A 16,125-nucleotide genomic window follows, 5' to 3' on the forward strand; every position below is an offset into this window, starting at 1 on the left:
CTCAACACAATCAGGCTGGGCGTGTCAAACGCAAGGATCGAGGCGACGAACAACAAGATAAAGCTACTGATACGGACTGCCTATGGCTTCAGGAATATGAACAACATGCTGTCGCTGATAATGTTGAGCTGTTCCTATGTAGATGTAAAGATTGCCTACGAATGGGAATCGGAATCGAGAGGATCATCTAGCAAGGCAGCCTAAATGCTACCACACATGTTGATGATGCCTCAATAAAACCCGCCTTGTAGTTAAAGGCGGGTTTTGCTCTTTAAGAGCCCAGATCGGGAGTCGGACCCGAGACCTCTTCCTTACCAAGGAAGTGCTCTACCACTGAGCTACCTGGGCTTTTGCTTAGGTGAGCCCAAAGATAGTACAATATTTGGAACTTTGCAAGGGGTTTTTTGCGGTTGTTGCAAAATTGAGGGAAGAAAGTTAAAAAGGGGAAGTTTTTCCTATATGTCTCATGGTGAGACATATGACGTTTTTTTGCTTTTTTTGATGGCAAAAACTTCAGTTTGTTGTCTTTTCTCCTCTGTAATAAAATTGAAATTTATTGCTTAAAAACATAAATTTGGAACGCTCCATGAAACCGATTTCTGACTACAACGATTATCGCCTTTACATTAGGGATTTCTACGAAGAACGCAAGTTGATGACCGGCTTGTCCTGGCGCGGTTTCAATAAAATGGCTGGCTATGCTTCTCCAAGGTTCTTAAAACTAGTTTGTGACGGGAAGTCGAAGCTGAGTAGTGTCGGCGCGATCCGCCTTGCAAAGGTCATGGGACTTTCTAAAGTTCAATCATCGTACTTCTTAGCATTGGTTTCCTATTGCAACACTTCGGTAGAACGCAGAAAACAAGTCGCCTATGAGCATATGCAGGCTATAGCGAAGGACGAGAAAGTTCGGATTGTAGGGGACGACGCTTATGATTATTATAAAGATTGGTGGAATCCGATACTAAGGGAACTTGCCCCTAGAGTAGCGGTTGCGATACCTGCAAAAATCGCGAGCCTGTTCTATGAGAATGTGTCTTCGGAGGATGTGAGGAAATCTCTGGATTTCATGGTTCAGGCTGGCTTCCTGAAAAAGAACAAGAAAAGTTATGTGCAGACCGATAAGGCTATTCTTGGTTCCTCGGAAAAGATTCCGAAGGCCATTCGCAACATGCATAAACAAATGGCATTTTTTGCAGAGAAGGCTGTAGATAATTTCTCCGTAAGTGACCGTAATTTTTCTGGCATGACGCTTTCTGTAAATCGGGCTGCTTATGATCAGATTGTGAATGAACTTGACTCTTGCCGCAAGAAAATCGCCGCAATTGTCTCGGCCGCAGAGGAGTGTGACCGGATTTACAGGTTGAACTTGCAACTGTTTCCGGTGACAAAAGAGATTGAAAAATGAAGTTTTCTTTGGGAATGATTCTCGCTTTTTGTTGGACTTTCTTGTTCTTTGCCGCCTGTAGCGATTCTGAGAAGAAAGTTGCAAACGGCTATACAGAGGAACAGAACGCCACCAATTTGGATAGCGCGGCTTATGCGCTGTTGATGACATGGGAACCTGCGTCCCCTGTGGCTTTGAGAAAGGTTAACAACGCTGAATTTGGCAAGTCTTGGTACGAAATCCAGTTTACGACGGCAGGCAACTCCTATTACAAACACACTGGCAAGACAGTGGAAGATGCCTGCACCGTAGATCTGTATACCGAACAGAATGGTGTCCGCATGAACCTGACCCGCGTTTACAAGAAAGATTCGCATACGGAATTCTTGAGCCGCGATTCCCTGGACGCCGTGGTGGAAGACCATCTGAACAATACCTACGAAGGCGACAGCGCCGTGGCAAACTGCCAGGCAGATTCTACGGCCTTTGTGGATTACTGTTCCGAAAACGACGGAATCGTCACAGACCTATTCAAGCTGGACAAATGCACCATTCTCCATTTGATATGTGTTGTAAAATTCAAGCCGAAGGTTACCGCAAACGAATATTTGCAAGGCACCGCCAAGAAGATGAAGGACCGCTGCATCGCTGAATTCTACGCCCCGGAGGATCCTGAAGATGAGGAACCTGCGGAAGTTGCTTCCACCTTGTTTGTAGATGAACGCGACGGCCATGTGTATAAAACTGTGAAGATCGGAGACCAAACATGGATGGCAGAAAATCTGAACTACGCCTACCTGGTTTCTACAGAAACATTGGATTCACTTAGCTACTGCCCGGGAGGAGATCCGGCCAACTGTGAAAAGTTCGGCAGATTGTATTCCTGGTCCGCTGCTGTGGATTCCGCGGATGTTTTTGGAAAGGGCGTAAAAGATTGTGGAGGAATGGATATCTGCAATCCCGGTCGAAACATCCAGGGCATTTGCCCCGACGGCTGGCGCATCCCGAACCTAGATGACTTTGAAATTCTTGAAGAAGAAATGGGCGGGAAGGATGTGGCCGGAGAAAGAGCTACGACGGAAGAAATGTTTGGAACGGATGATTATGGATTTAGCGCTTTGCCTGCTGGAGGTCTCTATAATCCTGCGTATAGTTCCGATGCAGGCTCATTTGGAGCTGTGGCAACTTTTATCATGACCACGGAATATGATTGGAATGCATGGGTATGGTTGCTTGTCAAGGAACGATCTTGGTCTCAATTCATGCAAACCCAAAAAAGTGCTTTCATGTCTCTGCGTTGCATAAAGGGTACAGCTACTGAATTTGCAAACTACGTCGTAGATCCAGCCACAGTCGTGACTGGAAGTCTTACGGATTCTCGAGATGATCATGTTTACAAGATTGCGACAATTGGATCGCAGACCTGGATGGCCGACAATTTGAAATATAAGGGCGCATCCACAAGTTATTGTTATGATAACGAAGAAAGCAATTGTGAAAAATACGGTAGAATGTATTCACAAAGTGAGTCTAGGACAATCTGCCCAGAAGGCTGGCATCTGCCAACGGCCGAGGACTATGAGGATTTGTATGCTCATACGGGGAAAACGGCTTCGTCCTTGAAATCTGCCGAAGGTTGGAGTTCTGTTTACTATAAGAGTTTAACGGATCCTTATAGTTTTAATCTTTATCCAACGGGTTCTGTTACTGTAAAAACGGATGGGTCGCTGAAATTCCAGAGCTTGGAGCTTGATGCTTGCTTATGGACTTCCTCGGAGAAGGAATCGACTTCTGGAGAAATAGAGTATCTTATATATACTGTGCACTCAGGGTCCTATGAAATGGCTTCAAATGATTATGCCAATGTTCGCTGCCTGAAGGATTGATTAGTTGTCCTTGAAGCAACGAACAGAGAACACATTGCCCTTATTGCGGTAGTTCAGGAAGACATCGTCCATGTTGTAGTACAAGCGTAGGTAGTAGGCGTCGGTACTGTTGAACTCGCTAGCAGACCAGAAGGTGGCATAACGACCGGCATCGTAGAAATCGCCATGGTAGTTCCTGTAGCCAGCCGGGAGCGCAGAGAAGCCAGAGGAGTCAGTTCCATTGCCGCTAGAATCCCAACCTGTCATAGACCTGAGATATTTGCCCGCTGTTGACGAGAGTGCTTCAATAGTGTGGTTATAACCGAATTTAGAATCGAAGTTGTTGATAAGTACTTCATACTCGTAGAGGCTCGGCAAATGCCAGCCGCTTGGGCAAACGCCTTGAACAAAGCCGTTTGGCTTGCATTCCTTTCCATGAGCACAATCTGCATTATTCATGGCGACTTGCCAGGTATAAAGGCGACCGTATTTGGAGCAGGAATCCGTCTTGTTGTTGTAGCATCCACTCCATGCGTATTCGCCCATGTCAGAAACATCACCCGGATCGTAGTTCAAGTTCTGGGCCATCCAGGTCTGGGTGCTGGTAGAGAGGGTCTTATAGACCTGGCCGTCGCGTGCATCAGTAAACTCACTGTAGTCAATGTCAGGATTCAAGTAAGCCCATGCGCCTTTGCTAGAACTGACGCTGGACTCTTCAGTTTCCAAATTTGGGTCGGGGACGAGCTCGGTTGAAGAGGACGAGAATTCTTCTTCGCGGAAATGGCCGGATTCCGTGAAAAAGTCGCAACCCATCTTCTCGACAAGTGGGCTGAACACCCAACCATTTTCGCCATCGCACACAGCCTTGCCGTGGTATTCCACCAGGTAGGTTGTAACGCACCTCAGGCTCTTGCCGCAGTCGTAGTTCGACAGTTCCACGAAAGTCTCAACCGTATCGGGAATGCCGCCGCGGTAACCGTCGTTGTTTACAGGACCGCTGGTGGAACTGGAGTCATCGCCGCAGGCGTTGAGCGCAACAGCGAGCGGAACAACGCTTCCAAGCACAAAAGCTTTCAACAAACCGAACTTCATAAAGTTTTCCTCGATCTTTTACAACCAAATAGTAGAAAATGAACTTAGCGACTCCCGACCGCCCGCAGCAACCGCTTTCCCTCAAACGCCCCACATTTCCCACGCATTTTTAGCCGAATTTTCTATATGTAACACCCTGTTACATATAGACTATTTTTGATGGTCTCCTGCTTGACTTTTGCATTTTGCAGTTGTAAGGAAAGTGGACGCAAAAAGTTTATTTTGATCAGTCCTTGATGCAACGGAGAGAAAGTGATGCGCTTCGTGACATTGATGAAGCATGCAGTCTAGCACTGGAATTCATGCCGTATGAATGATCCGAGGTTGAAGCGCCTAAGTATGAATGATCCGAAGCGCCTAAGTAAATTGTCGAGGAGCGGAAATACGAATCTTTCAAATACCCAGTTGCCATCTCGGTTTCTGAAATATACCCTGACAGCATTTTAGGGAAACCAACATAGTCATTGTAGTTTGAATAGGAACCTACCGTAGAATCAATGGCATTCGCCAGGTCATTCCACTCTTCATACGACGGAACGTGCCAGCCAGTCGGGCAAATTCCTTGAGCCTTCAGATACTGTGTGGAATCCTGTTGCAGTGAATAGTCGATATTTTCAGGGAGTTTCATGACTGTGTGCCATTTGTAGAGACGGCCCATGCTTTCGCAGTTGCTTTCGGCAAGGCCAGGGCACAAGCTTTCATCAACATCGCTGCCGTTGTATTTCAAGTTGTCGGCCATCCATGTGCGTCCGGCGATTTCTGTTGTTCTGTAAACATGGTTGTCGCGAGAATCCGTTAATGTTCCATAGGGGTATTCCCAACCGTTTGCGGTGCACTTTGTCTTGTTGAGTCCGTTGTCAACGAGCACGCCAATGCGTGCGGAATTACATTCCCCAAGAACCGAGAGCATGGTTTGTATTGAACTGCTAGAGCTCACGGCGGAACTGCTGGAACTTTTTACAGAACTGCTGGAACTACCTGGGCTTGTCTTTTTGGTCCATTGTCCGCCGCTGCAAAGGAATACCGTATCCGATACCGTAACCTGTTCGCCATTGTTCTTGTTCAGGCAAGGTCCAATTTGCCTTTCCAAGTCGCTCAGTCTTTTCCAGGTGGAAGACTGACACTTGTACGGAGTTCCGAACAAAGTATCGAGCATGTCGCGGTTGCTTGTATTGCATGTTTCAAAGACCCATGTGTAGTCTCCGAGTTTCCAGGTTCCCTTTTCGCAGACGCGTACCGTGGTGTCTTTTTCGTACAGCACGACTTTATGGTAGCTTGAATCGGTGCACGGGCCAATTTCCTTTTCTATGTCGGTCAGCTGTCTCCAGCCTTGCTGTGCTGACGGGCACACTTGCTGCACAGAATCGAATGTAACGACTCGGCCAACATTGCTGCTGTCGCATTTGCCGTAGATGTCATTGATGTATGGCTTTTCCCAGGAACTGCCGTGGCATGCATAGACTTCCCCAGTTTTTGCAGTATCCAGTTTTCCATAAATATCCTGGTAGCAATAGCCAAGTTCCTTATTGAGGCCGACAAGTTCCGTCCAGTACCAGTTTTCGCAAACGTAGGTGCGTCCGCTGATTTCCACTTGCTTATAGCGGATTTCGGGCTGGCAAACTTCGCCAATTTCTGTAGGACCGGCAACCTTCCATCCGTTCTTGGAGCAAACAAGCATTGTGTCTGCATACCAGAACCTGGCCGAGGTATCGGAACATGCCTTTGCGGATGTGCCTGTAACAGCATGCCAGCTGTCACTGCCACATTCATAGCTGGAATCTTTTTCTGCCACGAAGACGTTTTCGTAGCGGTTGTAGCTTTCGCATGCAGGGAGCTCGTTGAACTTTGCCACAATGCCGAGCGGCCTTACGCACTTGGCGTAATAGAAACCGTTTGAAGAATCATCTTCAAAGAAGTTTTTGCCAAGGGAGTCTATGACAAACGCATAGCCGTCGCCTGTTTTATAGTAGCCGTAGGTTCCAAGGTTCTTGCAGGCCAACGTATCGTTCTTTTGGCAGTAGCCGCCGGTAGAAAGCTTGAGCTTTGCCGCCGAATAGGAGTATGCTCCTCTGCTTGCAAGGCTGTATCCCTTGGGGCATACTTTGCCAATGCTATACCTGTTGTAGTAGAGCCTTCCATATTTTTCGCAATTGTCGTCATCATAGTCGTAGCAGGTGCTCTTGACGCTATCGCTTTCGATACGGATGGTTTCCTTGATCCACTTGTAGGGCCCAATAACGACTGTACTGTAAACGGCGTTGTTTACGGAATCGACAACCGTGGTGTCGTCATTTTTGAACTGCGAAATGTCAATGACCACCGCCGAAGAAAGTTCCTTCCAAGAGGAACTGCTCTGAGCCGATGAGGAAGATTCCTGTTCAAGGTCGTTGGAGGATTCCGGGTTTTCTTCGCCACTGTTGCTTGCGCTGTCATCACTGCATGCAGCAAAGGTAAAGAGCAATGCTGTCATGAAAAATAATTTAAGATAGCTCTTCATTTTTCAACCTCCTTAGTAGTCCTTGACGCAACGGACGCCATGAGCGAAAACCTTGCTGTTGAGCATGTACATTTCTGGAGTTGTGGTCGAAAAATTGTCATAATCCACAACATCCGAAATTATCGTAGTTTTGCTGTTAGCAAAGCTAGCTCCCCAAAAGTAGCCGGTAGTATCTATCTTTTCAAAACCTGTAACAACATCAATGCCGTTACGATACCATTGGTAACGGAAGCCTGTCCCTGCGACTCCCAGGCCGATTGCATATACAGGAATTTTCGAATTGTTCACAGCTCTTCTAAGCGACGATAGTTCGTCTTCATCCGGGATATGCCACCCTGCCGGGCAAAGTCCCTGCCATTGCGGCTTTATCTGGTCATATCCAAGGATGGTCTTGTCGTAAATGGAATCAAGCTGCATAGCAGTGTGCCATTGATAAAGGAGGCCCCTGCTTTCATATTTGATGTTGTCGTTTGGATACCAGAAACGATCTACTCCAGCGCCCTTGTAGCGCAAGTTTTCGGCCATCCAGGTCTTTCCGTCAAAAGTAGTTGTGTAGTAAACGTTTCCATCGCGAGGGTCCTTGAGGGTTTCGGTCAAAACAGCCTTCCATGAACTGGCCGTGCACTTGGCGGTAACCATTGAGTCGGAATAAATAGCACCTTCCAGCGCAGTTGTGCACTTCTTGAGTATTTCTTCCCTTGTAGCTTCCTTCCAAACGTTAGGGTCGGGGGTTCCAGAGCAGATGTAGTACACGTCTTTGTAGCTAATCAGCAAGTTTGCCCTGGGTTTTGCGCAGTAGCCTGCTACCGAGTCAATCGGCTGCATTGCATACCACTGGTACGATCCGCGGTCAATGTCGCAAATGTATTCGACTCCGTTGAAAACGCCCGACAGTTTAGTTTTTGTCGAAGAACAATTTCCATAAACATCGCTTACCGTTGCGGCAACCCATGAATTGCTCGTGCACTTGTAAGAAATTCCACTTGCAGTTTTCTTTATGGTGCCGATAAGGTCAGCAGTGCATGCCCCAAGAGAAGCTACATCGTTTGTTATTTTCCCCCAGGAGAACTGTACGTTTTGCGACTGCGATGACGGAACCTCGATTCTGCACAAATAGGATGTGTCCCTGTACGTCTTGATTTTGCCGAAGGTAGTGTCGGTGCATGCGCCAATGGATTGTTCAATGCTGCTAAGCTGCTGCCAGCCGTAGGTGCGGCACTGGTAAGACTTGGTTCCGATTGCGGTAACCTTGTTCATTTTCGCCTGGTTGCAAACGCCAAGGTAAACGGTGTCAGAAATGGCGACCCAGCTCCCGGCTTCGCAACGCATTGCCGTATTGCCGTCAACCTTTACAGAAAGTTCCTTGGTGCAGCTCGCCGGGTTTGAAGAACTGGAATAAATATTGATCGAAGAGGAACTCAAGATTGTCTGCAGCGACAAGTTCCAGCCGTTTTCATCGCAGGTATATGGAAGGTTTTGGAACATTTCCGTCCTATACTGGCTGGGCTTTTTGCAGAATCCATGGACTTTTTCAATTTCCTCGAGCGATCTCCAGCCATCTTCTTCACAGACCTGCGTTATGGGGCCTATCGTCATGACGGAATCACGCATGGAATCATCGCAGTCGTAAAGATCGACTGGTGCTGCGTAGGACCATGTTTCGGATTTGTAAAAGCGCTTGCTCCTGCAAACGAATATGGCAGTATCGCTCTTGAACAGCGCACCGGCATCGTCGCAGTGGTCTACAAAGATACTCGAAGAATAAACGGGCCTCCAACCATATTCCCCGCAATGCAGATCGTCTTTTATGCTCCATACATAAAAAGAATCCACAAGGGTACGCGCTTCGTCGTCACATTCTGGAAGATCATCGAACTTTGCTACCACATGGGCGTATTTCATGCAGCGCAGCGAATAGTAGGTCATGTTATCCTGCTCCGTTGCGTAGCTTGAATCCTTCGAAATATGGAAGGCCTTGTTCTTTGCCGTAATGAATGCTCCTACGGAATCAGCGCCAACGCAACCGGAGGAATCCGAAGTATTGCAGAATCCGCCAAGCGTAATTCCAAACTTTTCATCAAAAATTCTTCCATTCCGCACAAGGTATTCCCATTCGCTTTTGAGCGGTAGCCTAAAGTTGCCCGGGCACAGCTCCCCCGCATCCAACGGCCTGTAAAGCCTGCCGTACTTTTCGCAAGACTTTTCATCGTTACCGTAGCAGGTGCTGTTGATGACCTTCGGCTTTACCGAAATGTTTTCTGCAAGCCAAACAAACGGGCCGACCGTAACCGTCTTGTGCTTGATGCCTGTATTTTCATCCAGGTAAAAGCCCTCATCGATATTAATTTCAGAAATATCGATATGCGTAGTCGAAGAATACTTTGTAGAAGAACTACTTTTAGAATCGCTGCTAGATTCCGGGGAATCGCTGTCGGAGGACTCAAGCCCAGACGAAATTTCCTCTTCATCTGGTGCGCTGCTAGAACTTTCGCTGCAAGCAAAAATGCCAATGGATAAAAAGGCAATGCAAATAGTCTTGATAAACTTGTCTAACATGTCTCACTCCTTACTTCGAAATAGCCCATGACGTTCCGTTGCAGAAATAGCGCTGGCCGTCTAGCCCATTAACAAGCTTTCTATAGTTTATTTCATCGCATGCGCCAAGGGCCTGCGTCAAGTCGCCAGACAAAACCCAGTTGCTGCCGTTGCATACCATGCTTGCCCCGGCATAGGTTGCCGTTTCGCCCTCGAAATTTTCCATGCACATAGTCCCGATGCTCCAGTTGAGCGCCGTAGTAACGACCCAGCCCTTTTCGGAACAGCCATAATACTTGCTGATATACTTCTTGGTCGCACCCAGGTTACTGTTGTCGCACTTTCCAAGGAAATCCTTGTCTGTAGCGGTTCTCCAACCCGTAGAATCGCACATGTAGTTACTGCCGTTATACACCTTGAATTCGCCACGGTTGCTTGCCTGGCACAAGCCGATTTTCTGTTCTAGCGTAGAAGATACAGACCAGGTGCCGCTTGTAGAGCAGTAGTATCTTGTTGGCGAAGTGTTACCGCCTGAAGTCCAGTCAACAATATCGTATGCCCTGTCAGCGGTACATTCCCCGTGAACCTTCGAAATGTCGCTTGCCCCCGCAGAATGCCAGCCGGTAGAATCGCAAACATAATAGGCGTTGTACCCGTCCTTCTCCAGTGAACCGAACCTCTTGCTATAGCAAATTTTGCCAAGAGTTTTTTCAAGGGTGGTAAACGCGCGCCAAGAAGTGTCCGCGCAGGCATAACGATTTTCATTGAATGTTGCGGAATCTCCGTTGCGGGTTTCTGTGCACTTGCCATAGACATCGACAAGGTTTGCAGCCCTCCATCTCAGGGAATCGTTGCACACATAGATAACTTCATTTAGCGTATCTAGCGCACCCGCAATCTTGCTTGTGCAAAAGCCGAATTCAATTTCAATATCAGAAAGGCGGACCCAGCCGGTATTGTTGCAACCATAATAATCCCCATTGTACGGAATATATTGCCCTTCTTTTTCCTTGTTGCATTCCTCTACAATGTCTTCAAAAGAAGCCTTGCGCCACCCTGTAGAATCACAATAGTAATTGTCATTTTTAATGGAACCGACAAAGCCAAGAGCTTCGGCATTGCATAGGCCAAGCTTTATTTCTGTAGCGGTAAACTTGCGCCAGGAATCATTTTGGCAAACATAGTCAACGCCGTTGAACTTCGTTGTAGAGCCGTCATTGGCAGCACCGCACTCAAGATCCACGTCATCTATTTCTGCAATTTCCCAGGAACCATATTTGCAAATGTAGGTAGTGTCGTTGACTACCGAGGTGTAGCCCTTTCTTACATGTTCGCAATCACTATTGAAGTTGTCAACCCACTTGTAGGAGCCGTTGCAGCGGTAGTTACTCTGGGCATCCGTCACATAGAATTCCCCGAGGCTCATTTGAGAAGAACTATCGCAGGTAGGGAGGTTTTCTACGGACTTCACTATGTAGGTTCTAGAAATGCAGCGTAGCGAATAGAAACCGTTATTCTCGGCAGGCGCAAAGGAACCGGTCAACCCGTCATTTGTCACGAATACGGTATTGTTCGCTGTCAGGTAGAACGACTTCGAACCTTGCATTTGGCAGCTCAGTTCACCGTCGTCGGCCTCGGAACAAAATCCAGCCTTCCTGACGTTCATACCGAACTGTTGTTCCTTGTCTAGCGAACTTCTGTATTTTTTCAGCTCTTTCCAATCCTGTTCCGATGGAATTTCAAAGCCCTCTGGGCAAGCTTTCTCCGCCTTTGTAGCACGATAGAGCATGCCGAAATTTTCGCAGTTCGCATCATCCAGGTCGTAACACATGGGGCCGGCAGAGAACGTATCGTAATGAATGTCGCTCATGAGCCACTGGTACGTTTTGAACCGCACCAAAGCATAGGTATTGCCGCTCTTGGAATCGTAAAACTCTCCCACGTTCAGGCTGTCAAACGAGGATTCATGCGGAACCGTATCCAAAACGTCTTGATTTGACTGTTCGGAACCATCCTTGGATGGACCAGAACCGCTATCATCGCCGCAGGCTACGAGTGCCATAAAGATTGGTACTGCGCACCCAAGAGCCAATGCTTTAAAACAAATGATCTTCATAAAAATTTCCTCATACTTTTACAACCAAATAATAGAAAAGAACCAAGCGACTCCCGACCGCCCGCAGCTACCGATTTTTCGAAAATACCTCTCATTTTCCTCGCATTTTTAGCAAAATTTTCTATATGTAACACCCTGTTACATATAGGCTGTTTTTTGATGTGTTCAAAAAAAATGTCAACTCTTTTAGGGAAGAGCATTTTGCATTTATAAACGCATAAAAACTAGATGTTTTGCGTTTACAAATAAAAATCATTGAAAAAAATTTTAAGCCGGTAGGATCTTTGGAATGGAGAATGGTTAGGTGCGGGATTTCAAAATAGGGGCGTTCCCCCGGCTTCGCCGGGGGCGGTGCCTTGCGCTATCGACTCGCGCGTCCCACCCATACGGGCTGCGGGGTCCTCTAAAGGGGACCATGGCCCACTAAGAGCAAAGCTCTAAGTGGTTGCAGCCCTAACGCGAAAGCAATGTGGAACGGCTCTTGACGCAGGTGCGAGACTGCGCCTCTTTTACAGTGCCCTGATTTCTTCGGGAGTGAGGCCTGTTCGCTTGGAAATGATTTCCAGCGGAATTCCATCATCGCGGAAACCCTTGGCGAGTTCCTTGTTCTTGGCATCAGCACCTTCTTCCTTTCCCTGCAGGTAGGAGCCCTGCTTTTCGTAAAGCATGTCAGTCATGTTATCTACCTCTCTTGAAGCTCCGTGCTTTAGCACGGGAAAGCGGCTTCGCCGCTTGATAGCTGAAGGATGTCTTTTTCGATGAAACTTCGCAACTTTAGTTGCGCTAAAGTTTCACGAAAGAAGACCAGGAGTAAAAGTTCATCGGTGTACCCCACAAAAGATACATCTTTTGCGAAGTCTTCGTCAAGGAGATTTCCCGCTTTTTCCTCGTCGATGGTCTTGTCTTCCAAAACATCGCGAAAGAGCCGCAGCATTTCTGCGCGGGGCGACACATCACGGGCTTCCCAGCGATTTTCTTCTTGCAGACGGTCGTCCATGCGGAAAAACTTCGACATTTCCACAAGGAACACATCAATCTTCTTGAATGGATATTTGCGGTTCCGCATTACCTGGCACTGATGGAAATAGGTGTCCGGCTCCAGCGGGAACTGGTCATCCACAAGCAGAGAAAGCGCATAGATATGCGGCAGCTCGTAACTCTTGTTTTTCTTCACCTGGTTATTCACGATGCGAGATGTGTAATAAACCAGACGGTCCATGAACAGCGTGTTGAAATTCTGCTGCACCTCGATGACCACGGGTTCATTCGCTCTGGCTTGCCTTCGCTCGCCATCAGCATCTTAAAAATGCCATCGCTGAACGGATAGACATTCCTATAGATTTCACGGTACTTGGGGAGATTCTCGGGATGTTCCTTGAGATCGCGGGCCATGGCCCAGAATTGGCTTCTGTTCATACTTTCCTCCAGTCGCTACAGGCTAAAAAAGCGACGGTTATTTATTTCACGCTTTCTAAAAGTTGTTCCTTTGAGATTGCGCTCAGTACAGAAAATGCGGTTAGCTTGTTGCCTAAATCGCGGATGCTTGCGCCTACATGGTAAATTGTATTATCGACAATGATAAACCTGTCGTGGACATCACGCATGTTGCGAAGCTCAACGGTCGGGAACTGCCGATTCAGCCTGGCTGCTTCTTCATTCATGGTTCTGTTAATGCGAGCCGAATACACGAAAGCTTTAATACCTTCGGCCTTCTTTGCAACTAAAGAAAGAGTGACATCGTCGGCGTACGGATCGATAATGACGATTTCTTCTTTTGCAGAACGCACTAATTGAGCGGCAAACTCATAACCGCTCCACCAGGATTTTGCGTTTAGTATTCCCTCGCTCGGCGGCAAGTTCGCCTTGACAAAGAAATCGACTTGCTTTTCGAGGGACAAAAGCCTAGAATCATGATTTTCCAATTTGTTCTCGTGAGAAATCAGCCGCTGATTTACAGAACCGCCTTTAAGCAAATGTTCCTTGAGCACCTGATTTGCCCAGCGACGGAATTTAACGCCATTAGGAGATTTGACACGATAACCAACAGACAGAACAACATCTAAATCATAATGCTCAACTTGATATGTTTTTCCGTCAGCTGCAGTTGTCGCAAAATTTGCGACATCTGAATTGCATGCTTCTTCTTTTAATGCGTTGTTTATGTGTTTTCCAATTGTTTTTACATCTCGCCCGAACAAGAGGGAAATTTGTTGGCGATTTAGCCAAACGGTTTCATTCTCTACGCGAACTTCAATGTGAAACTCGCCACCTTCCGGCTGATATACAATGATTTCGTTCTTTTCGCCATTATTGGCAGAAACTGCTTTATACATTTTTCCTCCGGTCGCTACAGGCTAAAAAAGCGACGGCTTGGTTAGTGCTCTTTTGTTTACTACTAAATTTATACAAAAGTTTGGGCGGTGTCAAGGCGGGGCGCGAAAAAAATTCACTTTGCAAACTATAGGCGACTGGGGCGATGTTTTGGGCGTTGCCCTGGCGGGCCGGCCCCTTGCGCTATCGACTCGCGATGCGAGTCGTTCGTTCAGCCTCGCGCTCCGCGCGACTGCACAAGGCAAGTGCCGCGCGAGTCCGATTGACCCAGAGCCGAATGCGGCGGCTATGCTTGCATAGCCATTGCTGAGGCGAAATGTCAAGGAGCGAAGCTCCCTCCCATGCGGGCTGCGGGGCCTAACGCGACTGCATTACGAAACTCTACTTCAAATTTTCAACAAATGAATTTAAGAGCGTCTCGCTGATATGCCTTTTGGACAATCGAAGAATCCTTGCGCATTCAATCGCATCTTCTTTATTCAACAGCCCATTTTCATTAGCAGCTGTTAAAATGCCAATTGTGCCGGATATTCGTAATTTCATAGTCGTGGCCACATGTCTGGCTCGAACTTCATCAACAATCAAAAGGTCGCTCTTGTTTTCGTCGGAATAGATGATGACTTCACTTTCGCCAAGATCCAAACCAGTCATGCGCATCAGCATATTGACAGTGTTGCTATTGGCAATCGAGACTTTCTTGAGAAAACTGCAGTTTTTTACTTTGTCGGCTTCCTCTTGAAAAATCGGGTTTGAATCATCCCTACCTCTTGGAAAGTAGTTCCATCACATTGCCTGCGTCCTGTTCAACTTCTTCCCAGCTCAGGTCAATATACGGGATTCCCTCGTTCCCATACAATTCAATCAGTTCCCACTTGGAAATGCCCAAAATTTCGGCGGCACGACCATGCGAGATTGTCTCGTTCTTGATAAAGGGGTACAGCAACAAAGCGTTGCGACGGAGCTCATCGCACTTGTTTTCACACACCATGAAATTCATGATGTCTTCCGGGACTTCCATTGTTATTGTCGCCATAATCGACCTCCTTCGCTTCCCGCTAATATACATTTTTACAGCATTCCAGGGAAGGACCAACGCCATTTCGCCCTATTTTATCGAATACAAATATTTTCAACGCGAAAGCGGGATTCAACCGCTTTTGCTACACGGCAAATTGAGCGATTTCGTTTTCCTTAAGGGGACGCCCCAGCTTTTGGGAAAGTTCAATCGCTTTGTGCAAGTCAAAGTTTTTCCCGTTGGAAGGTTCTGTCAGGCGGCCATCCTTCATGGCGGATCCAAACTGATCAAAAGATTCGCTAGATTTTTTCTGAATCATTTTGTGTCTCCTCGGGAAAATACTTTTGGATGAGGCGAAGTGCCCCTTTGGTATCAATATACATATTTTGAGAGTCGATTGCTGCGGCCCCCAAAGTTTTTGCATAGTGATCAACCAAGTTTGTTTTTGCCGTAAAGCGGACAAAACCTTCGTTGCCGTTTTCCATACTCAGCTTACAGGCAATTGCAAAAAGGTGTGCTCCGACGCCACGAAATTTGCCATTGGCGCCGACATTGAAGGGGCTGCCTCTACAAGGTCGATCTGCGTGAATTTCAGGTCGGGATAATGCGCCAGGGCAATAAGTCCCTGAAGTACGGAAGAGGCCTTAAGGGATAACTTTATTACCTGGAATCCGTTTTTTTTGTGGGAGGCTCCAGTCAAAGCGCCAACCCGCCAGAATCAATTCTTTTGCGGTCTTTGCAGTAATCTTTTTTGTAATCTGATAATAATCCGTGGGATAAGTTTTGCCGGTTTCCGCTTCGGTTAGGCAATCTGTGATGGCATCTATAGGCACATCAACTTCGTGTTTTCTATCCATTCTTCCTCCAGTCGCTACAGGCTTGAAAAGCGACGGCTTGATTAGTGTTCTTTTGTTCACTACTAAATTTATACAAAAATTTGGGCGGTGTCAAGGCGGGGCGCGAAAAAATTTCACTTTGCAAACTTTCAACAAACCAAACTTCATAAAGTTTTCCTCGTTCTTTTACAACCAAATAGTAGAAAAGAACCTAGCAACTCCCGACCGCACGCAACAACCGCTTTCCCTCAAACACCCCTCATTTTTCACGCATTTTTAGCCGAATTTTCTATATGTTACACCCTGTTACATATAGGATTTTTTCGTAGACAATTCGTGAATTTTTACAAGAAATAAGGAAGGCGATTTCTAATCGCTAACGCATAATGTTGAACTTTTTCAAAAGATACTCATTTGGTGTTAGGTAGTCAAGCCTTTTTCTTGGTCTATTGTT

16 protein-coding genes and 1 tRNA gene are annotated in these 16,125 nt (G+C 46.9%); 3 read left to right on the top strand and 14 right to left on the bottom strand.

The genetic code is table 11. From position 1 onward, the window contains the following. Window positions 1-204, top strand: a 204-nt coding sequence (locus BUB94_RS15755) for a transposase (RefSeq protein WP_139259208.1), incomplete at its 5' end; no start/stop codon positions are given. Window positions 205-276: 72 nt separating this feature from the next. On the opposite strand, the gene BUB94_RS15760 is transcribed toward BUB94_RS15755, so the two are convergent. Then, window positions 277-348, bottom strand: a tRNA-Thr gene (locus BUB94_RS15760). Between the two features lie 238 nt (window positions 349-586). On the opposite strand from BUB94_RS15760, the gene BUB94_RS15765 reads away from it, so the two are divergent. Continuing rightward, a complete protein-coding gene (locus tag BUB94_RS15765) occupies window positions 587-1,405 on the top strand; it encodes a TIGR02147 family protein (protein WP_073158275.1) in 819 nt (272 codons plus the stop codon). Next, a complete protein-coding gene (locus BUB94_RS15770) occupies window positions 1,402-3,270 on the top strand; it encodes an FISUMP domain-containing protein (protein ID WP_073238851.1) in 1,869 nt (622 codons plus the stop codon). The genes BUB94_RS15765 and BUB94_RS15770 overlap by 4 nt, the downstream gene beginning before the upstream one ends. Here BUB94_RS15770 and BUB94_RS15775 read toward each other — a convergent pair whose 3' ends face one another. From BUB94_RS15775 to BUB94_RS17100, 13 genes are all read right to left on the bottom strand, one after another. Next, on the bottom strand, window positions 3,271-4,341 hold the full coding sequence (locus tag BUB94_RS15775; RefSeq protein WP_139260285.1) for a fibrobacter succinogenes major paralogous domain-containing protein: 1,071 nt from the start codon (window positions 4,339-4,341) through the stop codon (window positions 3,271-3,273). It lies immediately after the preceding gene. Window positions 4,342-4,567: 226 nt separating this feature from the next. Beyond that, the gene (locus tag BUB94_RS15780; RefSeq protein WP_083538394.1) at window positions 4,568-6,838 is read right to left on the bottom strand and encodes an FISUMP domain-containing protein; all 2,271 of its coding nucleotides are present in this window, start codon (window positions 6,836-6,838) and stop codon (window positions 4,568-4,570) included. A 12-nt stretch (window positions 6,839-6,850) separates the two neighbouring features. After that, window positions 6,851-9,394 (bottom strand): FISUMP domain-containing protein, encoded by a 2,544-nt coding sequence (locus tag BUB94_RS15785; protein ID WP_073238857.1) that lies wholly within the window; start codon window positions 9,392-9,394, stop codon window positions 6,851-6,853. Between the two features lie 10 nt (window positions 9,395-9,404). Next, window positions 9,405-11,489, bottom strand: a complete 2,085-nt coding sequence (locus tag BUB94_RS15790) for an FISUMP domain-containing protein (protein WP_083538396.1) — start codon at window positions 11,487-11,489, stop codon at window positions 9,405-9,407. A gap of 509 nt (window positions 11,490-11,998) precedes the next feature. Then, window positions 11,999-12,166, bottom strand: a complete 168-nt coding sequence (locus BUB94_RS17000) for a hypothetical protein (protein WP_158236654.1) — start codon at window positions 12,164-12,166, stop codon at window positions 11,999-12,001. A 29-nt stretch (window positions 12,167-12,195) separates the two neighbouring features. Next, a complete protein-coding gene (locus tag BUB94_RS15800; protein WP_254793765.1) occupies window positions 12,196-12,708 on the bottom strand; it encodes a PD-(D/E)XK nuclease family transposase in 513 nt (170 codons plus the stop codon). Continuing rightward, window positions 12,672-12,905, bottom strand: a complete 234-nt coding sequence (locus tag BUB94_RS17280) for a hypothetical protein (protein ID WP_254793766.1) — start codon at window positions 12,903-12,905, stop codon at window positions 12,672-12,674. Before BUB94_RS17280 ends, BUB94_RS15800 begins: the two co-directional genes overlap by 37 nt. Before the next feature lie 41 nt (window positions 12,906-12,946). After that, on the bottom strand, window positions 12,947-13,822 hold the full coding sequence (rhuM, locus tag BUB94_RS15805) for a RhuM family protein (protein WP_073158309.1): 876 nt from the start codon (window positions 13,820-13,822) through the stop codon (window positions 12,947-12,949). A gap of 379 nt (window positions 13,823-14,201) precedes the next feature. Beyond that, window positions 14,202-14,483 carry a PIN domain-containing protein gene (locus tag BUB94_RS15815; protein ID WP_073238869.1) on the bottom strand — a complete coding sequence of 94 codons (282 nt, stop codon included), beginning with the start codon at window positions 14,481-14,483 and terminating at the stop codon, window positions 14,202-14,204. Between the two features lie 97 nt (window positions 14,484-14,580). Next, window positions 14,581-14,853: a UPF0175 family protein gene (locus tag BUB94_RS15820; RefSeq protein WP_073158314.1), complete on the bottom strand. Its 273-nt coding sequence runs from the start codon at window positions 14,851-14,853 to the stop codon at window positions 14,581-14,583. A 127-nt stretch (window positions 14,854-14,980) separates the two neighbouring features. Further along, window positions 14,981-15,154 (bottom strand): hypothetical protein, encoded by a 174-nt coding sequence (locus BUB94_RS17005; protein WP_175549754.1) that lies wholly within the window; start codon window positions 15,152-15,154, stop codon window positions 14,981-14,983. Further along, entirely contained in the window at window positions 15,135-15,320 is a 186-nt protein-coding gene (locus BUB94_RS17095) for a hypothetical protein (RefSeq protein ID WP_217653153.1), read from the bottom strand. The genes BUB94_RS17005 and BUB94_RS17095 overlap by 20 nt, the downstream gene beginning before the upstream one ends. 159 nt (window positions 15,321-15,479) lie before the next feature. Further along, the gene (locus tag BUB94_RS17100) at window positions 15,480-15,692 is read right to left on the bottom strand and encodes a hypothetical protein (protein ID WP_217653154.1); all 213 of its coding nucleotides are present in this window, start codon (window positions 15,690-15,692) and stop codon (window positions 15,480-15,482) included. Window positions 15,693-16,125: the final 433 nt, after the last annotated feature.

Source organism: Fibrobacter sp. UWH9 (assembly GCF_900129715.1).
Classification (GTDB): Bacteria; Fibrobacterota; Fibrobacteria; order Fibrobacterales; family Fibrobacteraceae; genus Fibrobacter.